This window comes from Cupriavidus sp. 10L43_2 (assembly GCF_056395265.1).
Genome location: NZ_JBFTJE010000009.1, coordinates 1 through 17,946, shown reverse-complemented (window position 1 = coordinate 17,946; position 17,946 = coordinate 1). Strand labels below are relative to the sequence as shown.

Below are 17,946 nucleotides of genomic sequence, written 5' to 3'. Positions count from 1 at the left end.
CGCCGGCTTGCCCAAGGGTAGCCGGCGTTTTTTTTTGACCCTCGTCAGACAATTCCCAGGATCGACCAGAACTGACTTAGTCTGCTATGACAATGCGTCTCACCATCCACCCCGGAGTGACACATGCCGTATTACGCAGGGTTGAAACAGATCGAGGACGCGGAGATCCGCAAGCGGACCATCGACGGGCTGAAACGCCTGCGGCCCGCGCTGGCCGGCGCCATTCCCGCGCGCACCGCCACCCGCACGCTGCTGCTGGCCACCTGGAATATCCGCGAGTTCGACTCGGGCAAGTACGGCTACCGGGACGACGAGCCGTATTACTACATCGCCGAAATCCTGAGCCGCTTCGACCTGATCGCGATCCAGGAGGTGCGCAGCGGGCTCTATCCGCTCCAGCGGCTGCAACGGATATTGGGTAGCTGGTGGGATTTCCTCGTGACGGACGTGACGCTGGGCACCTCGGGCAACGCCGAGCGCATGGCCTACCTGTACGACCGGCGCAAGGTCTCGTTCACCGGGCTGGCCGCCGAGCTGGTGCTGGCGAAGGAAAAGGGCGCGCCCGAGGAGCCGGTGCAGATGGCGCGCTCGCCTTATATCGCGGGCTTCCGCGCCGGCTGGGCCTACCTGACGCTGGCGACGGTCCACATCTACTATGGCAAGAGCGTGGCCGTGGACCCGCGCCGGCTGGCCGAGATCACGGCGTTCGCCCGCACGCTGGCCAAAAACGCGGGAAAGCTCTCCAGCGCCCCGCAATACGCGCCCGGCACGCCGCCGGAGGCGGATAACCTGATCGTGCTGGGCGACTTCAACATCTTCAACCGCAACGACGTGACCATGGAGGCCATGACCCGGGCCGGATTCGCGGTGCCGGACGCCCTGCAGGCCGTGCCGGGCTCCAACGTCGACAAGAACAAGCATTACGACCAGATTGCCTACCTCAGCAAGCTGGCGCACCTGGCGCCCACCGGCCAGGCCGGCGTGTTCGATTTCTACGAGCACGTCTACCGGCTCGAGGACGAGCCCGCCTATGCGCGGCAGCGGGCCGCCAAGCCGGGGCGCGGCTTCAAGGAGTGGCGCACCTACCGGATGAGCGACCATCTGCCGATGTGGGTCGAATTCGGCATCGACGATGGCGACGCCTATCTCGACGGGCTGCTGGCGTAGCCGCACGGGCCGCACGGGCCGCACGGGCCACCCGGGGTGCCCGGGGTGCCTTCAGCAAGCCGGGCCGATTCGATCTATCCTCCGGTCTGCAGCACAGACGGCGGCACCGCCGCGCACCCCCACGACACCGCACCCAAGGAGCCCAAATGGCCCTCTCGATGTATGACGTTTCGATCCCGGCGTTCATCCGCGCGCTGAACAACCTGTCGGCGATTCTTGAAAAAGGCGCCGCCCACGCCAAGGCGCAGGGGATCGATGAATCCGAGCTGATTCAGACGCGTCTGATTGCCGACATGGACGCGCTGCCCGCCCAGGTGCAGCGCGCCAGCGATGCCGCCAAGGGCTGCGCCGCCCGGCTGGCCGGGATCGAGATTCCGTCCTATGCCGATACCGAGGCGACGTTCCCCGAGTTGCAGGAGCGCATCGCCAAGACCATCGGCTTCCTGAAGTCGATCCGTCCCGAACAGCTGGAAGGCAGCGAGACGCGCACCGTGGAACTCAAGCTCCGCAACGGCCCGGTCACCTTCGACGGCAAGAGCTACCTGCTGGGCTTTGCGCTGCCGAACTTCTACTTCCACGTGACCACCGCCTACGACCTGCTGCGCCACAAGGGCGTGCAGATCGGCAAGCTGGACTACCTCGGCGCGCGGTAAGCCGCCGTTAATCCCATTGCGGCGCGAAGCCGGGGTTGGCCAGCCGCTCGCCCCGGTCCAGCGCGGCAATCTCGGCCATCTCGCCCGCCGTCAGCGTGATCCGCGCCGCGCCAAGATTGCTCTCAAGGTTGGCGCGCCGGGTGGACGACGGAATCACCGCATAGCCCTGTTGCATCAGCCACGCCAGCGCCACCTGCGCCGGCGTGGCGTCACGCACGGCGGCAATCCGCCGTAGCACCGCATCCTCCATCACCTTGCCGTAGGCCAGCGGCATGTAGGCCGTCAGATGGATCCCCTGTTCGCGCATGAACGCCGCCACCTTGCGGTTCTGCAGGAAGGGATGCAGTTCGATCTGGTTCGTGGCGATGGCCGGCGCGCCAATCGCGTCGATGGCCTGCTTCAGATGCCCGATCGTGAAATTCGACACGCCAATCGTGCGCGTCAGCCCGGCGGCCTGGGCTTGCGCCAGCGCCTCCATATACTCGGCCACCGGTAGCGCGTCGCCCGGTGACGGCCAGTGGATCAGCGTCAGATCGACCCGATCGAGCTTCAGTTTCTCAAGACTCGTCTCAAGGCTGGCGCGCAGGGCGTCGCGGCCCAGGTGCTCGGTCCAGATCTTGGTCGTCACGAACAGGTTGTCGCGCGGCACGCCGCTGGCGGCAATCGCGCGGCCCACTTCGGCCTCGTTGCCGTAGATCTGGGCCGTGTCGATGTGGCGATAACCCACCTCCAGCCCCATCGTCACGGAATCGATGACCTGCTGGTCCTTGAGTCGGAAGGTGCCAAGGCCAAGTTGCGGAATCTGCATGAATTTCTCCGATGAAAGGAAGGTTGGCGAACAATCAGTGAGACATCGCCCCGGCCGGCACATTGCCCGCACGGTGATCGATGCCGGCGGCGCGGTCCAGCCGGCCACTCCATTCGGTCAGGCCCAGCGCCACGAGCACCACCAGCGCGCCGATCCACGGCGTATGCATCAGCCCCAGATGCTGGACGATCAGCCCGCCCGCCCAGGCCGCCCCGGCAATGCCGAGGTTGAACGCGGCGATGTTGAGGCCGGACGCCACGTCCACGGCCTGCGGCGTATGGCGCTCCGCCTGCTTCACCACGTAGACCTGCAGGCCCGGCACGTTGCCGAAGGCGACCGCGCCCCAGGCCAGCACCGTGGCCACCACCAGCCAGCGGTGCGGCGCGGTGAAGGTCAGCACGAACAGCACGGCGGCGAGTAGGAGAAATACGATGCGCAGCGCCGGAATCGGGCCATGCCGGTCCGCCAGCCGGCCGCCCCAGATATTGCCCACCGCCACGGAGACGCCATACACCAGCATCACCAGGCCCACGGCGCCGGCGCTGAAGCCCGAGACGTCCTGCAGGATCGGGGCGAGGAAAGTGAACGGAATGAACGATCCGCCGTAGCCGATGGCCGTCTTCGCGTAGACCAGCAGCAGCCGCGGCTCGGCCAGCACCCGCGCCTGCTGCAGCAGCGAGGCAGGCGGCGAATGGCGGATCTGCGAGGGCACGAACAGCAGGCTGCCGATAAAGGCGACCACGCCGAGGCCGGACACGGCCAGGAAGGTCTCGCGCCAGCCAAAGTGCTGGCCGATGAAGGTACCGAGCGGCACGCCGGTCACCAGCGCCACGGTCAGCCCGGTAAACATGATGGCGATGGCGCTCGCGGCACGCTCCTTCGGCACCAGGCCGGTGGCGATGGTCGAGCCGATCGAGAAGAACACGCCATGCGCAAGGCCGGTGAGGATGCGCGCCATGATCAGCGATTCATAGCTCGGCGCCTTCCACGCGAGCAGGTTGCCGGCCGTGAACAGCGCCATCAGCGAGAGCAGCAGCAGCTTGCGCGGCAGGCGGCCGGTGAGGGCGGTCAGCACCGGCGCGCCCACGGCCACGCCCAGCGCGTACAGGCTTACCAACAGGCCGGCGGAGGGTACCGAGATATGCAAATCCGCCGCGATGGTCGGAATCAGGCCGACGATGACGAATTCCGTCGTCCCGATGGCAAAGGCGCTGATCGTCAGCGCGAGCAAGGCAATAGGCATGTCGAACATCCTCAAGCAGGGTTTTTTCGATGGACGCAGTGTGCCGCGTGCTTTCTTGCAGAAAAACCCCGTGATCAGCCAAAGATATTTGACTAAAATTCAAGGATGAAGCTGACGCTCGAAGAATTGCTCGCCTTTGCGACCGTGGTGGATAGCGGCTCGATCACCGCCGCTGCGGAGCAACTCGACCAGACCGTCTCCGGGGTCAGCCGGGCGCTGTCCCGGCTGGAGGAGAAGCTGGAAACCACGCTGCTGCGCCGGACCACGCGGCGGCTGGAACTGACCGAGGAGGGCGCGGCGATGCTCGCCCACGCGCGCCAGATCCTGGCGGCGGCCGATCTGGCCGAGGAGCAGATGGCGGTGCGGCGCCAGCGGCCGGCAGGGCGGCTGCGGGTGAACGCGGCGTCCCCGTTCATGCTCCACGTGGTGGTGCCGCTGGTCGGCGCCTTCCGCGCAGCCTACCCGGAAATCGAACTCGAACTGAACACGAACGATCAGATCATCGATCTGCTCGAACATCGCACCGATGTGGCGATCCGTATCGGCACGCTGCGCGATTCCACGCTGCACGCGCGGCCGTTGGGCAGCAACCGCATCCGCGTGCTGGCCAGTCCGGACTACCTGAAGGCGCGTGGCACCCCGGCCGTCGTGGACGAGCTTGCCGATCACACCTTGCTTGGCTTTACCCAGCCGGAGTCGCTGAATCGCTGGCCGCTGCGCGGGGAAAATGGTGCGGAAGTGGAGATTCGTCCACAAATCTCGGCATCGAGCGGCGAGACCCTGCGGCAACTGGCATTAGCCGGGCAGGGTATCGTCAGTCTGGCCGATTTCATGACCGATGCGGACCGGCGCGCGGGCCGGCTGGTGCAGGTGCTGGAGGCCAGCACGATCGAGGTCCGGCAGCCGATCCACGCCGTTTATTACCTCAACACGCAGCTTTCGGCGCGTATCGCCGTGTTCCTGGACTTCCTGCAGGAACGGCTGGCGCCGTAGGCGGGGCGGGGTGTGTCTTAGCGAAAACCCTAGTCCCTTGCTATACTAATGGGTTGCTCGTCGCTACCCCACACAATGACTTACGCCGTCAAGGAAATCTTCTACACGCTGCAGGGCGAAGGCGCCAACGCCGGCCGCGCCGCGGTGTTCTGCCGTTTCTCGGGTTGCAACCTGTGGACCGGCCGCGAAGAAGACCGGGCGCGCGCAGTCTGCCAGTTCTGTGACACCGATTTCGTCGGCACGGACGGCACGCGCGGCGGCAAGTACAAGACCGCCGAGGAACTGGCGGCCGTGGTGGCCTCCGAATGGCCCCAGGGTCCGGGCAGCGCCGGCGGCAAGCCGCTCGTGGTCTGCACCGGCGGCGAGCCGCTGCTCCAGCTGGACGCGCCGCTGATCGACGCGCTGCACGCGCAGGGCTTCGAGATCGCCATCGAGACCAACGGCACGCTGCCCGTGCCGGAAGGCATCGACTGGGTCTGCGTGAGCCCCAAGATGGGCGCGGAACTCGTGGTGACGCGCGGCGACGAACTCAAGGTCGTCATCCCGCAGGACGGCCAGGACTTCGCAGCATATGAACAACTGGATTTCCGCTATTTCATGGTGCAGGCCATGGATGGCCCGCTGGCCCGGCAAAATACGGCCGCGGCGGTGGAATTCTGCCAGCGCCACCCGCGCTGGCGCCTGTCGCTGCAGACCCACAAGCTGCTGGGCATTCGCTGATCCATGACCAAACAAGTCTCCATCACCCGTCGCCTGGAGTTCGATTCCGGCCACCGTATTCCCAGCCATGGCGGCCAGTGCCGCAACATCCATGGCCATCGCTATCGCCTGGACCTGACCCTGTCGGGCGAAGTCCTGCACAAGGAAGGCGCCTCCGACGACGGCATGATCCTCGACTTCGGCGACATCAAGACGCTCGCCAACGAGCATCTGGTGTCGAAATGGGATCACGCCTTCCTGATCTACCGGGGCGACACGGCGCTGCTGAATTTCCTCCAGTCGATGGACAACCACAAGACCGTGGTGCTCGAGTCCATTCCCACGGTGGAGAACCTTGCCCAGGTGGCGTTCGACATCCTCGCGCCTGTGTTCAAGGACTGCTTCGGCCACCATCTGCAACTGACCCGCCTCGTGCTGTTCGAAACGCCGAACTGCTGGGCCGAAGTCAGCGCGCCGGTGCGCCTGCCTGCCCAGGACTGATCCGGGCCGATGTCCGATCCGCTGCCCCAGACCTTCCCCGATCCGGACGCGCGCGACCGCTTCTACATGAGCGCCGCGCTGGAAGAGGCGCGTCTGGCCGAGGCAGCGGGCGAGGTGCCGGTGGGTGCCGTGGTGGTCTGGAACGACAAGATCATCGCGCGCGGCCACAACCTGCCGATCCGCTCGATGGACCCGTCCGCCCACGCCGAAATGCAGGCACTGCGCGCCGCCGCCCAAGTGCTCGGCAACTACCGCATGCCCGAGTGCGAGCTATATGTGACGTTGGAGCCCTRCGCGATGTGCTCGGGCGCCATCCTCCACGCCCGCCTGCGCCACGTGGTCTTCGGCGCGACCGACCCCAAGACCGGCGCGGCCGGCAGCGTGGTGGACCTGTTCGCGCAGGCCACGCTCAACCACCAGACCACGGTGGCCCGGGGCGTGATGGCCGAGGAATGCGGCCAGATGCTGCGTGATTTCTTTGGCGCGCGGCGCCGTGCGCAGAAGTCGGCGCGCGTTAAAATCGCGGCTCCAGATTCCGGCGAAGAGAATTCAGGTTCATGAGCGAATCGATCGAAGTCCGTCTGATTGCATCCTCCGGTTATCCGCATGATGTGGCGATTGCGGCACGCGGCTGCGCCTGGCTCAAGCATCACGGCTATCACGTGGGCAATCCCGATGTGCTGGCGCGCCGCTACCAGCGCTTTGGGGGGACGGACGCCGAACGGCTGGCCGACCTGCACGCCATCGGCACCGGCGCCCAGCGTGAACTGACGCTAGCCGTGCGCGGCGGCTACGGGCTCGGGCGGCTGCTCGGCAAGATCGATTTCGCGCGGATTGCCGACCAGGCGCACGCCAGCGGCACGCCCATCGTCGGACATAGCGATTTCACGGGGTTTCAACTGGCCTACCTCGCCGCCACCGGGGGCGTGACGTTTGCCGGCCCGATGCTGCTGGCCGACTTCGGCGCCGAGCCGGTGGACGCGTACATGTGGCAGCACTTCGAGGCCATCCTGCGCGACCCGGCCTACACGGTGACGGTGGAGGCCCCACAGGCGCTGGGCCGGCCCGTGGCCGTGGACGGCACGCTCTGGGGCGGCAACCTCGCCATGCTCTGCAGCCTGCTCGGCACCCCGTACATGCCGAAGATCGATGGCGGCATTCTGTTCATCGAGGACATCAACGAGCCGCCGTACCGCATCGAACGGATGCTGCTGCAACTGGCGCAGGCCGGCCTGCTGGCGCGCCAGCAGGCGCTGGTGCTGGGGGATTTCTCCAATTACCGCACCACGGACTACGACAACGGCTACGACATGGACGCCGTGTTCGACTACGTGCGTGCCGAAGTCGGCATTCCGGTGCTGACCGGCCTGCCGTTCGGCCACTGCCCACGCAAGCTGACGCTGCCGGTGGGTGCCCAGGCCCGGCTAACCGCCCAGGCGGACGGCTTCACGCTGGCCCTGTCCGGCTACCCGACGCTGTAACGGCGTCACACCAGACGTCACATCCCGCCGCGGCTCCGGCAATCGCCCCAGCAATCCCCGCTAACGGCCCGCGAGTGGTAAAATCTCGGGTTATTTCCGCATTTTTGCCAGGTCGGACGCGCTGATGGGCAGGTCTTCCACGCGATCCCCCAGCCTTGGCAAGCCCGGGCCGGCCCGGGCGGCGCAGGCGCCCCGCGCAGCCTCCCTCTACGCACCCATACGCATTCAAAGGTTCCAGACGTGCTTTCTACCGCAAACATCACCATGCAGTTCGGCCCCAAGCCGCTGTTCGAGAACATCACGGTCAAGTTCGGCGAAGGCAACCGCTACGGCCTGATCGGCGCGAACGGCTGCGGCAAGTCCACCTTCATGAAGATTCTCGGCAGCGACCTGGAGCCCTCGTCGGGCCAGGTCATGCTGGAGCCGGGCGTGCGCCTGGGCAAGCTGCGCCAGGACCAGTTCGGCTATGAAGACAACCGCGTGCTGGACGTGGTGATGATGGGCCATACCGAGATGTGGGCTGCCGCGACCGAGCGCGACGCCATCTACGCCAATCCGGAAGCCACGGACGAGGACTACATGAAGGCGGCCGAGCTGGAAGCCCGCTATGCCGAGTTCGACGGCTACACCGCCGAGGCGCGCGCCGGCGAGCTGCTGCTGGGCGTGGGCATTCCCACCGACCAGCACCAGGGCGCGATGAGCGACATCGCTCCCGGCTGGAAGCTGCGTGTGCTGCTGGCGCAGGCGCTGTTCTCGAACCCGGACGTGCTGCTGCTCGACGAACCGACCAATAACCTGGACATCAACACGATCCGCTGGCTGGAAGATGTGCTCAACGAGCGCAATTCCACGATGATCATCATCTCCCACGATCGACATTTCCTGAATTCGGTGTGCACGCACATGGCCGACATGGACTACGGCACGCTGAAGGTCTACCCGGGCAACTACGACGACTATATGGAAGCGTCGATGCAGGCCCGCGAGCGCCAGGTGGCCGCCAACGCGCGCGCCAAGGAGCGCATCACGGAACTGCAGGACTTCGTGCGCCGCTTCTCGGCCAACAAGTCCAAGGCCCGCCAGGCCACGTCGCGCGCGAAGCAGATCGACAAGATCAAGGTGGAAGACATCAAGCCGTCGTCGCGCCAGAACCCGTTCGTCCGCTTCGAGTTCGAGAAGAAGCTGCATAACCTGGCGGTCGAGGTGGAGGGCATCACCAAGACCTACGACCGCAAGATCATCAACAACCTGACGCTGGCGATCCAGGCCGGCGAGCGCGTGGCGATCATCGGTGAAAACGGCGCCGGCAAGACCACGCTGCTGCGCAGCCTGCTGAACAATATCGTCCAGACTGGCGTGCAGCGCGGCGTGGAAGTGGATCGCGGCGAGGTGAAGTGGGCCGAGAACGCCAACGTCGGCTACATGCCGCAGGACACCTACGAAGAATTCCCGGTGGACCGCGACGTGATGGACTGGATGAGCCAGTGGACGCAGGCCGGCGACGACGATCAGTCGCTGCGCGGCACGCTGGGCCGGCTGCTGTTCTCGGCCGACGACATCAAGAAGAACGTCAAGGTGCTGTCCGGTGGCGAGAAGGGCCGCATGATCTGGGGCAAGCTGATGCTGGGCCGCCACAACGTGCTGGCCATGGACGAGCCGACCAACCACATGGACATGGAGTCGATCGAGTCGCTGCAGATCGCCCTGGACAAGTTCACCGGGACCCTGATCTTTGTGTCGCACGACCGCGAACTGATCAACGGCCTGGCCACGCGTGTGATCGAAGTCCGCACGGACGGCAAGATCACCGACTACCTCGGCACGTACGACGAGTACCTGGAGTCGCAGGGTATCGCGGCTTAAGCAGGGAACGCCCCTCTCCTCTGGGGAGGGGCGATGGTTTTACCTGGCGGCCGCCCCCTGCGCCGCCAGCATCGCATCCAGCTGATCAAGAATCGCCCGCGCGGTGATCTCGCCCTTGGCCTTCTGCAAGGCCGCGCCCAGTGCGTCGCGCAACTCGGCCAGTTCGGCCACCGTTCCCGCCTTTTCCACCTTCACCTGCAGGACGTAGCCGCGCAATCCCAGATGATTGCCGATCACATCGGTATAGAAGTGATAGAGCTGCTTGTAGCTGTCCGCGCCGCCTACTGTCACCGGCATAGGTGCGATGGCGGTATCGGCCAGCACGTCATCCAGTCCCTTGCTAAGTGCTGAATACGCCGCAAACAGGTTGGTGTCCGGCGGGCCGGAGCGGGCCGGGCGCTGTGGGGTGGTGCTCGCCGGCGTGGCGAGGGGTTTGGCGGCCTCCGAGGTTTCTGCGACCAGCAGCCCCAGTTCCACCAGCGTATCCAGCGCTTCCTCCCCGACCCCCATCCCGCCCACCTGCGCCAGCAGCGCCGATTTGGGGCGTTCGCCATTCACGATAAGCAGCAGCGCGCGCAGCTTGTGATCGAGCTTGCGGGCACGCGTGCGGATCTCCTCCTGACCTGCCTCCGTCTTCTGAAAGACCGGATCGACCATGTCTCGCTCCTCTTTTCTTTGTTTTCGATCGGCGTCATGCGCCCGGAATCAAACAAAATCCGAGTTGGCATTCCGCTCTACAATGTGAGGCACCCTAAAAGTAACAAAAAATTGCAACCGCCGATTCACCTATTGAGAACTGTGGCCATGCAACAACGAGACAAACTTTTCATCAACGGCAAGTGGATTCAGCCCCATGGCAGCGGGCTGATCGATGTGGTTCATTCCGCCACCGAGGCGGTCATGGGCAAGATTCCCGAGGGCGACGCCCGGGACGCCGAGGACGCCATCGCCGCCGCGCGGGCCGCCTTCGACGGCTGGTCCAACACCCCGCCGGCCGTGCGTGCCGGCTACATCCGCAAGATCGCCGAGGGGCTCAAGGACCGTACCGAGGAACTGGCGCAGCTGATTGCCGCCGAAGTGGGCATGCCGATCAAGCTGGCGCGGGCCATCCAGGTGGGTGGGCCGGTCTATAACTGGGGCCAGGCCGCCTCGCTGCTGGAGCAGTTCCAGTTCGAGGAACAGGTCGGCAATTCGCTGGTGGTGCGCGAGCCCGTGGGCGTAGTGGCCGCCATCACGCCATGGAATTACCCGCTGAACCAGATCACGCTGAAGGTGGCGCCGGCGCTGGCCGCCGGCTGCACGGTGGTGCTCAAGCCGTCCGAGGTGGCGCCGCTGAACGCCTTCGTGCTGGCCGAGGTGATCGAGGCCGCCGGCCTGCCGCCGGGCGTGTTCAACCTCGTCACCGGCTATGGCCCGATCGTGGGCGAAGTGCTGGCGAGCCACCCCGAAGTGGACATGGTGTCGTTCACCGGCAGCACGCGGGCCGGCAAGCGCGTGTCCGAGCTGGCCGCGCAGTCGGTCAAGCGCGTGGCGCTGGAACTGGGCGGCAAGTCCGCCTCGGTGATCCTGGACGACGCGGACCTGCCGCAGGCCGTCAAGGGCACCATCAACGCCTGCTTCCTGAATTCGGGCCAGACCTGCTCGGCCCATACCCGCATGCTGGTGCCGCGCGCCCGTTATGACGAGGTCAAGGCCATCGCCGCGAAGGTGGTGGAGAACTTCACGCTTGGCGACCCGCTGGTGGAGACCACGCGCCTCGGCCCGCTGATCTCGGCCGTGCAGAAGGAGCGCGTGACGGGCTACATCCGCCGCGGACTGGAGGAGGGCGCCGAGCTGCTGGCTGGCGGCCCCGAGGCACCCGAGGGGCTCGACAAGGGCTTTTTCGTCAAGCCGACGGTGCTCGGGAATGTCGATCCGAAGGCGACCGTGGCGCAGGAAGAGATCTTCGGCCCGGTGCTGACCGTGATCTGCTATGACACCGAGGACGATGCCGTGCGCATCGCCAATGACAGCGTCTACGGGCTGGGCGGCGGGGTCTGGTCCGGCGACGAGGCCCGCGCGATCCGCGTGGCGCGCCGCATCCGCACCGGGCAGGTGGACATCAACGGCGGTCCGTTCAACATGAACGCGCCGTTCGGCGGCTTCAAGCAGTCCGGCAACGGGCGCGAGGCTGGCAAGTACGGACTCGAGGAATTCCTCGAATACAAGTCGCTGCAGCTGAAGAAGCCCGCCTGACGGGCGCTTCCTGGCGTTGCATCGCATGCCCGGCACGTCCGGGCATTTTTTTCTGGCGCCGGAATCTGCGATGCTTCGGTCTTTGATCGATCCCAATCGACCTGAATCGATCTGAATCGATCTGAAACTTTCGGAGGAATACGATGCGCTGGTGGAAACGGCTCGGCGGCTGGCTGCTCTCGCTCATGTTGCTGCTGGCGACGGGTGCGGTGGGCGGCTATGCCTGGTATCGCCAGGCCTCGCAGCCGGACACGGCCGGCACGCTGATCCTGCCCGGCCTGCACGACCGCGTGGTCGTGGTGCGGGACCGCAACGCCGTGCCGCACATCCAGGCCGCCCACGCGCTGGACGCCTATTACGCGCTCGGCTACGTCCACGCGCAGGACCGGCTCTGGCAGATGCAGATGAACAAGCGCGTGGTGGCCGGCCGGCTGGCGGAGATCCTCGGCCCTGGCGCGCTGGACACCGACCGCTTCCTGCGCACGCTCGGGGTGCGGCGAAACGCCGAGGCCATCCTCGCCCAGACTTCCCCCGAGACCCGCGCGGCGCTGCAAGCCTATGCCGATGGCGTGAACGCGTTTATCGATACGCGCAAGTCCGCGCTCCCCCCCGAGTTCCTGATCCTCGGCACCAAGCCCGAGCGCTGGGAGCCCGTCGACACGCTCGGCTGGCAGACCATGATGGCGTGGGACCTGGGCGGCAACTGGACGCAGGAGGTCCTGCGCATGGGACTGGCCCAGCAACTGCCGACGGCGCGCATCGCCGAGATCCTCGCGCCGTATCCGGGCGATGTGCCGCTGCGCACGATGGACTACGCGGCCTTCTATCGCCAACTCGCGCCCGTGGCCACAGCCATGGCGAGCGTGGTGGAGCGGGCGCCGGCGGGTTATGTGGAGGGCATGGGATCGAACAACTGGGTGGTCTCGGGCGCCCACACGGTCAGCGGCAAGCCCTTGCTGGCCAATGACCCGCACCTGGGCTTGCAGGCGCCGTCGCTCTGGTACTTCGCCCAGATGCAGGCGCCGGGGCTCGACGTAACGGGCGCCACGCTGCCCGGCATTCCGCTGGTCGTGCTCGGCCATAACGCGCGCATTGCCTGGGGCTTCACCAATACCGCGCCGGACGTGCAGGACCTCTATATAGAACGGATCGATCCCGCGCACCCCACCCGCTACCAGACGCCGGACGGCTGGGCGGAGTTCGAGACCCGCACCGAGACCATCCGCGTGAAGGGCGCCCCGGACGTGAACCTGACCGTCCGGGCCACGCGCCACGGCCCGGTGCTATCCGATGTGGCCGAGCCGCTGACCATCGCCGCCAAGCCGCTGGGCGCGCAGTACGTGGTGGCGTTTCAGTGGACCGCGCTACGCCCGGACGACAAGACCTTCGAAGGCGGCCTGAAGCTGGCCGGCGCGCGCGACTGGAACACCTTCCTGGCGGCGATGCGGGACCTCCACGCGCCGCAGCAGAACATCGTCTATGCCGATGTGGACGGGAATATCGGCTATATCGCGCCGGGCCGGGTGCCGCTGCGCCGGGCGGACAACGACCTGAAGGGCCTTGCGCCGGCGCCGGGCTGGGATGCGCGCTATGACTGGACCGGCTTCGTGCCGTTCGACGCGCTGCCGCGCCGCTTCAACCCGCCGGACGGCATGATCGTGACGGCCAACCAGAAGATCGTGGCCGACGACTACCCGTACTTCATCACCAGCGAGTGGACGGTGCCGTACCGCCACGACCGCATCCGGGCGCTGCTGGAGGCCACCCCGCGCCATACGCCGGACACCTTCGCGGCCATCCAGAAGGACGTGCTCTCGCTGGCCGTGCGCGACGCCTTGCCGCTGCTGCTGGCCGCCCCGGTGGCCAGCGACGCCAAGCGCCCGGACCGCGAGCGCGCCTTGTTCGATGCCCTGCGCAAGTGGGATGCCACCATGGCGGCGGACCGCGCCGAGCCGCTGGTCGCCACCGCGTGGCTGCGCGAGCTGTCGCGGCTGCTGTTCGAGGACAAGCTCGACGAAACCCAGTTCAACCGGCTCTGGGACCAGCGCAACGTGCAGTTGCCGATGCTCAACGCGCTGCGCGCCCCGAACGGCGCCGGCGCGTTCTGGTGCGACAACACTCGTACGCCGACGCGCGAGACCTGCGCGGAGACCATCGGCCTGGCCTGGCAGCGGGCCATCGCCGACCTGGACACCCGCTATGGCAGCAATCCGGAAAAATGGCGCTGGGGCCGGGCCCATACGGCGCGCGCCGAGCACAAGCCATTCGGCAAGGTTTCGTACTTGTCAGGGTTCTTCAACGTGCGCGTGCCGACCGGCGGTGATACGTATACGGTGGATGTCGGCCGTCACGCCCTCCGCGACGAGGCCGCGCCGTTCGAGAGCGTGCACGCGGCCAGCCTGCGCGCGATCTATGACCTTTCAGATTTGTCCCATTCCCGCTTCATGACCTCGACGGGACAATCGGGCAATGCCTTGTCTCCGCACTACCGCGACTGGACCGAGCGGTGGGCGGCGGTACAGTTCATTACGATTGGCGCGCCACGCCGCAATCCCGGCGGCGACGCGTTCGACACATTGGTGCTCCGGCCAGCCGGCGCACCCTAAGCATCAGGAGAATTGACGATGACCGAGACCCGACGCCGCACCGACGTGATCCAGCATGTGCCGTTCGAGCATGCCGGTGTGATTGCGAATGCCGTGCGCGACCGCGGGCACGAGATCCGCGTGTTCCAGGCCGGCGTGGACGACCTGACGCTGGTCGCGGCCGATCCGGCAGATTTGCTGGTGGTGCTGGGCGGGCCGATCGGGGTCTATGAAACCGAGGCCTATCCGTGGCTGGAGGCGGAGATCGCGGTGATCCGCGAGCGGCTCGGCACGCGGCGGCCGATGATCGGCGCCTGCCTGGGCGCGCAGCTGATCGCGGCGGCATCTGGCGCGCGCGTCTATCCGGGCACGCGCGAGATTGGCTGGGGGCCAGTTACGCCGACCGAGGCCGGCCTGCGCTCGCCACTCGCGGCGCTGGCGGACGCCGACTGGCAGGTGCTGCACTGGCACGGCGACACCTTCGACCTGCCGGCTGGCGCCGAACTGCTGGCCTCCACGGCCGGCACGCCGCATCAGGCGTACGCGATCGGCCAGCACGTGCTGGCGCTGCAATTCCACCCCGAGGTGCTGCCCGGCGACATCGAGACCTGGCTGATCGGCCATACCGTGGAACTGGCCAAGGCCGGCATCGACCCGCGCACCATCCGCCGCCGCACCGCCGAGATCGGCGCCACCGTGGCCGCCGCCGGGGAGCGCATGTTCATGCGCTGGCTCGACGAGGCCGGGCTGTGACCGTGCCGGACATCGATATCGCCATCGACGCCTTGCTCGCGGGCAAGGTGCGCCCGTTCGGCCCGAAGGGGGTGCCGAGCGGCATCGACAAGCAGTTGCAGGACGGATCGCTGCGTGTGACCACGCTGGGGCTGGCTGGGGACGAGCAGGGCGATCCGCGCCATCACGGCGGCCCGGAAAAGGCCGTCCATCACTATCCGCGCGATCACTACCCGGCCTGGGCGGCGGAACTGGCGCGGGAAGATGGCGTGACCGATGTCCTGTCGCGCCCCGGTGCCTTCGGCGAGAACCTGAGCACCCGGGGTTTGACGGAAGCGGACGTGTGCATCGGCGACCAGTTCCGGCTCGGTTCGGCGCTGGTGGAGGTCTCGCAGGCGCGCCAGCCATGCTGGAAGCTCAATCACCGCTTTGGCTACGCGGGCATGTCGCGCGCGGTGCAGCAGAGCCAGCGCACGGGCTGGTATTACCGGGTGATCGAGGAAGGCGAGGTGCGCGCCGGGGACCGGCTGGTGCTGGCCGCACGGCCTTACCCGCAATGGAGCCTGCAGCGGCTGCTGCACGTGCTCTATGTCGACCGCCTCAACCATGCAGCGCTGGCCGAGATGGCGGAACTGGCGCCGCTGGCGGAAAGCTGGCGAAAACTCGCCCGCGAGCGCGTAGCGCGGCGCGAAGTCGAGGATATGGAGAAGCGGCTGACCGGGGTCATCCCCGGATCCCTCAGCCCTGGCTGAAGCGGCGCGCAGTGCCCTCGCGCGTGATGCGGTCCCAGATCACCTGCTTTTCGGCATCGGAGTAGAACACCCAGTTACTGACCTCGACGGCGGTGCGGCCGCAACCCTGGCAGATCTCATCGAACAAGGTGGAGCAGATGCCGATGCAGGGGCTGTCGGGCCGGTCACTGAGACCCTGGGCTTCGGTAATGTCGGACGGTTCGGCAGGCATGCAGGGGTGGGGCGGGGACGGCTGGAACGATTGGGGGGCCATTATACCGGCCGGCGCCCCGGCGGTTTGGTGTGCCGCAGGAAGCTCAGGAGGTTCAACTACCCCGCAGGTCATTGAGCGAATGGGCGGTGCCAGCTAGGCTGGGTGGAATCGAATTCGTCCCATGCCGTATGTTCTGGAGCCTTCCTATGCCTGAATCGACTGTGGACCCGCGCCTGGCCGCGATGGTGGCGTCCGTCCTGATGGAATCGCCGGTGGCGCGCACGCTGGGCATCCGCCTGGATGCGCTGGCGGTGGACCGCGTGGAGCTGGTGCTGCCGTTCAGCCCGAACAACGTGACGGTGCGGAAGGTCGTGCATGGCGGGGTGATCGCCACGCTGATCGATGTGGCCGGCGCGGCGGCGGCGTTCTCGAACGTGGATCTGGAGGTGGTACGCGGCGGCGCCACCGGGGCGCTGTCGATCCAGTACCTGGCGCCCGCCGATGGCGTGGCGTTACGCGCGGTAGCGGAGGTGATCCGTCGGGGCAAGCGGCAGGTGTCGCTCGAAGTGTCGGTCTACGCCGACGGTGCTAACGAGGGGTCGCTGGTGGCCAAGGCGCTGATGACCACGGCGCTGTTCTGACAGCGTCTGAGAGATCCTCGGGCGGTGAACGATTACCACGCATTTTCGAACTAGTACGATTGTTGGGCGCTGATTGCCGCTCCTAGTATGCCGAGTTCGCAGCTTTTTCAGGGCTGCACCGGCACTGGAGCTGCTCAGGCATGACCCGACAAACCATCACCACGCCCATCGCGCTTTCGCGTAGAAGTTCGGCAGTCATTACGCTGCCGTGGTTCGTCCAGCGCGTCGAATATGCGCCCCAGCCCTGCACCTTTCATCCCCTCGTGAATGGTGAAGAGGCATTCGGCGATCTCCATGACACCATTGCCGCCGCGCAGAAGAGTGTCGACATTATCTGCTGGGGCTTCCAGCCATCGATGTTCTTCAAGCGCGGCGCCCGGGAACGCGGCACGCCCTGTATTGGCGACCTGCTCGAAGCAGCGGGAAAGCGCGGGGTAAAGGTCCGCCTGCTGAGTTGGGGCGGCGAAGTATTCGGCATTCCCGGCATGACGGAAATGGGCGACGAGCCGAACCTGCCTGACCGCATGCATCAGCATCCATGGTTCTCCCGCCCGCCCAATCCCCGCGTCAATCCCACGGACTTCAACCGGTACTGGCATTGGCGGGCCGCACGCACCTCACCCACCGCCAAGATATTAAAGGGACCGGTTCCATCGCAGATCATGGAAAAGTTGCCGGCATTGCTGGGGCTGCCGAAGCTGGTCAATGTCGAATTTGTCGTGCGGGATTTTGGCCTGTCCAACCGGCTGGAAATCGCATTTCGCACCGCCTTGTGGGGGACCGACGATACGCGCTCTGCCGGCAACAAGGCCCAAGCCGGCGCGATCATGGGCGCGATCGTGCCGACGCACCACCAGAAAATGGTGCTGGTCGATTATGAATTGCCTGACCGGGCAGTTGGCTATGTCATGGGCCACAACATGCTCGACCCGTACTGGGACAAGGACGACCACAGCGCGGTCCGCCTGACGGGCGATCAGGGTCGGAATGGCGCGACACCACGGCAGGACATTTCAAGCCGGGTCACCGGCTCGATTCTCCGATATCTGAACCAGAACTTCTGCGAGGCATGGGACCGCGCCACCGGCGAAGCGCTGCAAACCACCCGAAAACCTGCCGCGACGGCGCTCAAAATGCTGCCAAAAACCGGCGTGCGGGTCATGGCCCAGGTGCTGCGCACTCAGCCGGAACACGGCAAGTTCGATATCGAGAAAATGTATTTGCAGGTGGTCAACAACGCCTGCAGCTTTATCTATATCGAGAATCAGTATTTCCGCTTTCCGCCATTGGCCGAGCAAATCAAGGCGGCCGCCGCAAAGCAGATAGCCTGGGGCCGCGACCCGGGCGAGCATGGCCCCATCCACCTGTTTGTCGTCACCAATGCGAGCGACGAGGGCATC

18 protein-coding genes are annotated in these 17,946 nt (G+C 66.3%); 14 read left to right on the top strand and 4 right to left on the bottom strand.

Annotated features, from left to right (window positions below; genetic code table 11):
* Positions 1-123: 123 nt before the first annotated feature.
* Positions 124-1,167 carry an endonuclease/exonuclease/phosphatase family protein gene (locus AC1DEL_RS14755; RefSeq protein WP_092297693.1) on the top strand — a complete coding sequence of 348 codons (1,044 nt, stop codon included), beginning with the start codon at positions 124-126 and terminating at the stop codon, positions 1,165-1,167.
* Between the two features lie 146 nt (positions 1,168-1,313).
* Positions 1,314-1,820 carry a DUF1993 domain-containing protein gene (locus AC1DEL_RS14750; protein ID WP_092297696.1) on the top strand — a complete coding sequence of 169 codons (507 nt, stop codon included), beginning with the start codon at positions 1,314-1,316 and terminating at the stop codon, positions 1,818-1,820.
* A gap of 7 nt (positions 1,821-1,827) precedes the next feature.
* On the opposite strand, the gene dkgB is transcribed toward AC1DEL_RS14750, so the two are convergent.
* Both dkgB and AC1DEL_RS14740 read right to left on the bottom strand, forming a co-directional pair.
* Positions 1,828-2,628, bottom strand: coding sequence for a 2,5-didehydrogluconate reductase DkgB (dkgB, locus tag AC1DEL_RS14745; protein WP_454757115.1), 801 nt, complete (start codon positions 2,626-2,628; stop codon positions 1,828-1,830).
* 34 nt (positions 2,629-2,662) lie between these two features.
* Positions 2,663-3,871 carry an MFS transporter gene (locus tag AC1DEL_RS14740; RefSeq protein WP_092297947.1) on the bottom strand — a complete coding sequence of 403 codons (1,209 nt, stop codon included), beginning with the start codon at positions 3,869-3,871 and terminating at the stop codon, positions 2,663-2,665.
* A 105-nt stretch (positions 3,872-3,976) separates the two neighbouring features.
* Here AC1DEL_RS14740 and AC1DEL_RS14735 point away from each other — a divergent pair, with 105 nt between their 5' ends.
* From AC1DEL_RS14735 to AC1DEL_RS14710, 6 genes are all read left to right on the top strand, one after another.
* Positions 3,977-4,864: a LysR substrate-binding domain-containing protein gene (locus AC1DEL_RS14735; protein WP_092297701.1), complete on the top strand. Its 888-nt coding sequence runs from the start codon at positions 3,977-3,979 to the stop codon at positions 4,862-4,864.
* A gap of 75 nt (positions 4,865-4,939) precedes the next feature.
* Positions 4,940-5,584: a 7-carboxy-7-deazaguanine synthase gene (gene queE / locus AC1DEL_RS14730; protein ID WP_092297704.1), complete on the top strand. Its 645-nt coding sequence runs from the start codon at positions 4,940-4,942 to the stop codon at positions 5,582-5,584.
* Positions 5,585-5,587: 3 nt separating this feature from the next.
* The gene (locus AC1DEL_RS14725) at positions 5,588-6,064 is read left to right on the top strand and encodes a 6-pyruvoyl trahydropterin synthase family protein (protein ID WP_092297707.1); all 477 of its coding nucleotides are present in this window, start codon (positions 5,588-5,590) and stop codon (positions 6,062-6,064) included.
* Positions 6,065-6,073: 9 nt separating this feature from the next.
* Positions 6,074-6,625 carry a tRNA adenosine(34) deaminase TadA gene (tadA, locus tag AC1DEL_RS14720; RefSeq protein WP_477159099.1) on the top strand — a complete coding sequence of 184 codons (552 nt, stop codon included), beginning with the start codon at positions 6,074-6,076 and terminating at the stop codon, positions 6,623-6,625.
* Positions 6,622-7,545 (top strand): muramoyltetrapeptide carboxypeptidase, encoded by a 924-nt coding sequence (gene ldcA / locus AC1DEL_RS14715; protein WP_477126379.1) that lies wholly within the window; start codon positions 6,622-6,624, stop codon positions 7,543-7,545. The genes tadA and ldcA overlap by 4 nt, the downstream gene beginning before the upstream one ends.
* A 240-nt stretch (positions 7,546-7,785) precedes the next feature.
* Positions 7,786-9,408: an ABC-F family ATPase gene (locus AC1DEL_RS14710; RefSeq protein WP_092297716.1), complete on the top strand. Its 1,623-nt coding sequence runs from the start codon at positions 7,786-7,788 to the stop codon at positions 9,406-9,408.
* Between the two features lie 39 nt (positions 9,409-9,447).
* On the opposite strand, the gene AC1DEL_RS14705 is transcribed toward AC1DEL_RS14710, so the two are convergent.
* Positions 9,448-10,065 carry a hypothetical protein gene (locus AC1DEL_RS14705; protein WP_092297719.1) on the bottom strand — a complete coding sequence of 206 codons (618 nt, stop codon included), beginning with the start codon at positions 10,063-10,065 and terminating at the stop codon, positions 9,448-9,450.
* 147 nt (positions 10,066-10,212) lie between these two features.
* On the opposite strand from AC1DEL_RS14705, the gene AC1DEL_RS14700 reads away from it, so the two are divergent.
* The 4 genes from AC1DEL_RS14700 (at position 10,213) to AC1DEL_RS14685 (ending at position 15,712) form a co-directional block, all read left to right on the top strand.
* A complete protein-coding gene (locus tag AC1DEL_RS14700; protein WP_441645151.1) occupies positions 10,213-11,643 on the top strand; it encodes an aldehyde dehydrogenase family protein in 1,431 nt (476 codons plus the stop codon).
* Between the two features lie 143 nt (positions 11,644-11,786).
* Positions 11,787-14,249 carry a penicillin acylase family protein gene (locus AC1DEL_RS14695; protein ID WP_477105721.1) on the top strand — a complete coding sequence of 821 codons (2,463 nt, stop codon included), beginning with the start codon at positions 11,787-11,789 and terminating at the stop codon, positions 14,247-14,249.
* Positions 14,250-14,267: 18 nt separating this feature from the next.
* A complete protein-coding gene (locus tag AC1DEL_RS14690) occupies positions 14,268-14,981 on the top strand; it encodes a glutamine amidotransferase (RefSeq protein WP_144195131.1) in 714 nt (237 codons plus the stop codon).
* Positions 14,978-15,712 carry an MOSC domain-containing protein gene (locus tag AC1DEL_RS14685; protein ID WP_441645152.1) on the top strand — a complete coding sequence of 245 codons (735 nt, stop codon included), beginning with the start codon at positions 14,978-14,980 and terminating at the stop codon, positions 15,710-15,712. Before AC1DEL_RS14690 ends, AC1DEL_RS14685 begins: the two co-directional genes overlap by 4 nt.
* Here the strand turns inward: AC1DEL_RS14685 and AC1DEL_RS14680 are convergent.
* A complete protein-coding gene (locus tag AC1DEL_RS14680) occupies positions 15,699-15,923 on the bottom strand; it encodes a DUF1289 domain-containing protein (RefSeq protein ID WP_092297733.1) in 225 nt (74 codons plus the stop codon). The two genes, AC1DEL_RS14685 and AC1DEL_RS14680, sit on opposite strands and share 14 nt — an antisense overlap.
* 188 nt (positions 15,924-16,111) lie before the next feature.
* On the opposite strand from AC1DEL_RS14680, the gene AC1DEL_RS14675 reads away from it, so the two are divergent.
* Both AC1DEL_RS14675 and AC1DEL_RS14670 read left to right on the top strand, forming a co-directional pair.
* A complete protein-coding gene (locus tag AC1DEL_RS14675) occupies positions 16,112-16,546 on the top strand; it encodes a PaaI family thioesterase (protein WP_477126380.1) in 435 nt (144 codons plus the stop codon).
* Between the two features lie 140 nt (positions 16,547-16,686).
* A partial coding sequence (locus AC1DEL_RS14670) for a phospholipase D-like domain-containing protein (protein WP_441645153.1) occupies positions 16,687-17,946 on the top strand: 1,260 nt, incomplete at its 3' end.

What these genes read in the sequence shown, in the direction of transcription:
- AC1DEL_RS14755 (WP_092297693.1), top strand. Translation starts at nt 124, where the DNA reads ATGCCGTATTACGCAGGGTTGAAACAGATCGAGGACGCGGAGATCCGC.
- AC1DEL_RS14750 (WP_092297696.1), top strand. Translation starts at nt 1,314, where the DNA reads ATGGCCCTCTCGATGTATGACGTTTCGATCCCGGCGTTCATCCGCGCG.
- dkgB (WP_454757115.1), bottom strand. Translation starts at nt 2,628, where the DNA reads ATGCAGATTCCGCAACTTGGCCTTGGCACCTTCCGACTCAAGGACCAG.
- AC1DEL_RS14740 (WP_092297947.1), bottom strand. Translation starts at nt 3,871, where the DNA reads ATGCCTATTGCCTTGCTCGCGCTGACGATCAGCGCCTTTGCCATCGGG.
- AC1DEL_RS14735 (WP_092297701.1), top strand. Translation starts at nt 3,977, where the DNA reads ATGAAGCTGACGCTCGAAGAATTGCTCGCCTTTGCGACCGTGGTGGAT.
- queE (WP_092297704.1), top strand. Translation starts at nt 4,940, where the DNA reads ATGACTTACGCCGTCAAGGAAATCTTCTACACGCTGCAGGGCGAAGGC.
- AC1DEL_RS14725 (WP_092297707.1), top strand. Translation starts at nt 5,588, where the DNA reads ATGACCAAACAAGTCTCCATCACCCGTCGCCTGGAGTTCGATTCCGGC.
- ldcA (WP_477126379.1), top strand. Translation starts at nt 6,622, where the DNA reads ATGAGCGAATCGATCGAAGTCCGTCTGATTGCATCCTCCGGTTATCCG.
- AC1DEL_RS14705 (WP_092297719.1), bottom strand. Translation starts at nt 10,065, where the DNA reads ATGGTCGATCCGGTCTTTCAGAAGACGGAGGCAGGTCAGGAGGAGATC.
- AC1DEL_RS14700 (WP_441645151.1), top strand. Translation starts at nt 10,213, where the DNA reads ATGCAACAACGAGACAAACTTTTCATCAACGGCAAGTGGATTCAGCCC.
- AC1DEL_RS14695 (WP_477105721.1), top strand. Translation starts at nt 11,787, where the DNA reads ATGCGCTGGTGGAAACGGCTCGGCGGCTGGCTGCTCTCGCTCATGTTG.
- AC1DEL_RS14690 (WP_144195131.1), top strand. Translation starts at nt 14,268, where the DNA reads ATGACCGAGACCCGACGCCGCACCGACGTGATCCAGCATGTGCCGTTC.
- AC1DEL_RS14680 (WP_092297733.1), bottom strand. Translation starts at nt 15,923, where the DNA reads ATGCCTGCCGAACCGTCCGACATTACCGAAGCCCAGGGTCTCAGTGAC.
- AC1DEL_RS14675 (WP_477126380.1), top strand. Translation starts at nt 16,112, where the DNA reads ATGCCTGAATCGACTGTGGACCCGCGCCTGGCCGCGATGGTGGCGTCC.